Source organism: Parasphingomonas zepuensis (assembly GCF_036663735.1).
GTDB lineage: Bacteria > Pseudomonadota > Alphaproteobacteria > Sphingomonadales > Sphingomonadaceae > Sphingomonas.
On record NZ_JAXOJO010000095.1, the window covers coordinates 1 to 1,036 of the forward strand.

A 1,036-nucleotide genomic window follows, 5' to 3' on the forward strand; every position below is an offset into this window, starting at 1 on the left:
GACCGCGAGCGTGGCGCGCGCCGGCGTCGCGCCGGCAGGTCGGTCGCGCTGGCCGGTGCCGCCGCAACAACCCCGCAAACCCCAGACCGTTGGTAATTTCGGCCGCAAGCGCATCGACGATTATGCGTGGATGCGCCCAGCCGACTGGCAGGCGGTGCTGCGGGATCCATCAACGCTGGACCCACCGATCGCGGCGGCGGTGAAGGCAGAGAATGGCTATACCGACGCGATGCTCGCGCCCGCCGCGCCGTTGGCCGCGAAGTTGCGCGCGCGCGCCGACGCACTCTACGCCATCGACCACCAGAAACTGGAGGTCGAGGAAGGCGGCTATCTCTATTACACCCGCAAGTCGGCGGTCGATGACCAAGCCGCTTATGTAAGACGTCCGGTCAAGGGAGGGGCGGAAGAATTACTGCTCGATGTTGGTGTTGAGGCGGCGGACAAGCCATTCTTCGCGGTCCATTGGGGCGGCGTCGTGCGCAGCCCGGACGGAAAGCACTTTGGATGGGCACAGGATCTGACGGGCTCCGGCATCTTCCAGATTCGCGTGCGCGACATGGCCACGGGCGAGCTGGTCGTTAACGATTTGAACGAGGGGCATGGCGGCATGGCCTTTGACCCCGCTGGGCGGTATCTCTACTGGGTCGGCCGCAATGCCACAGGCACCGCCAATTCGGTGTGGCGGCGCGACATGCAGACCGGCACCGACGTGAAGCTCCACGCCGAGGACGACCCAGCCTTCTTCATCGAGTTGCGCACGCTCAAGTCCGGCAAGTTCGTGCTGTTCCGCATGCTCAACGGCGCGCAGACCGAGGCCTGGCTGATCCCCGCCGGGGAACCGGAGCGCAAGCCGATGCTGGTCGCGAAGCGCACACCCGATCTGCGCTATGACGTCGAACATTGGAACGACGCGCTCGTCATCCTGACCGATACCGATGGCGCGACCGACCAGAAGCTGATGACTGCGCCGGTCGAGACGCCGGGCAAGGCGCATTGGAAGCCACTGGTAGAGCATCAGTCCGGCCGCTTCATCGCT

General features: G+C 65.4%; 1 protein-coding gene. It reads left to right on the forward strand.

The window, feature by feature from the left end; all coding sequences use genetic code 11:
* Window positions 1-1,036: S9 family peptidase (locus U1769_RS25530; protein WP_332720952.1), on the forward strand; the 1,036-nt coding region annotated here is incomplete at both ends.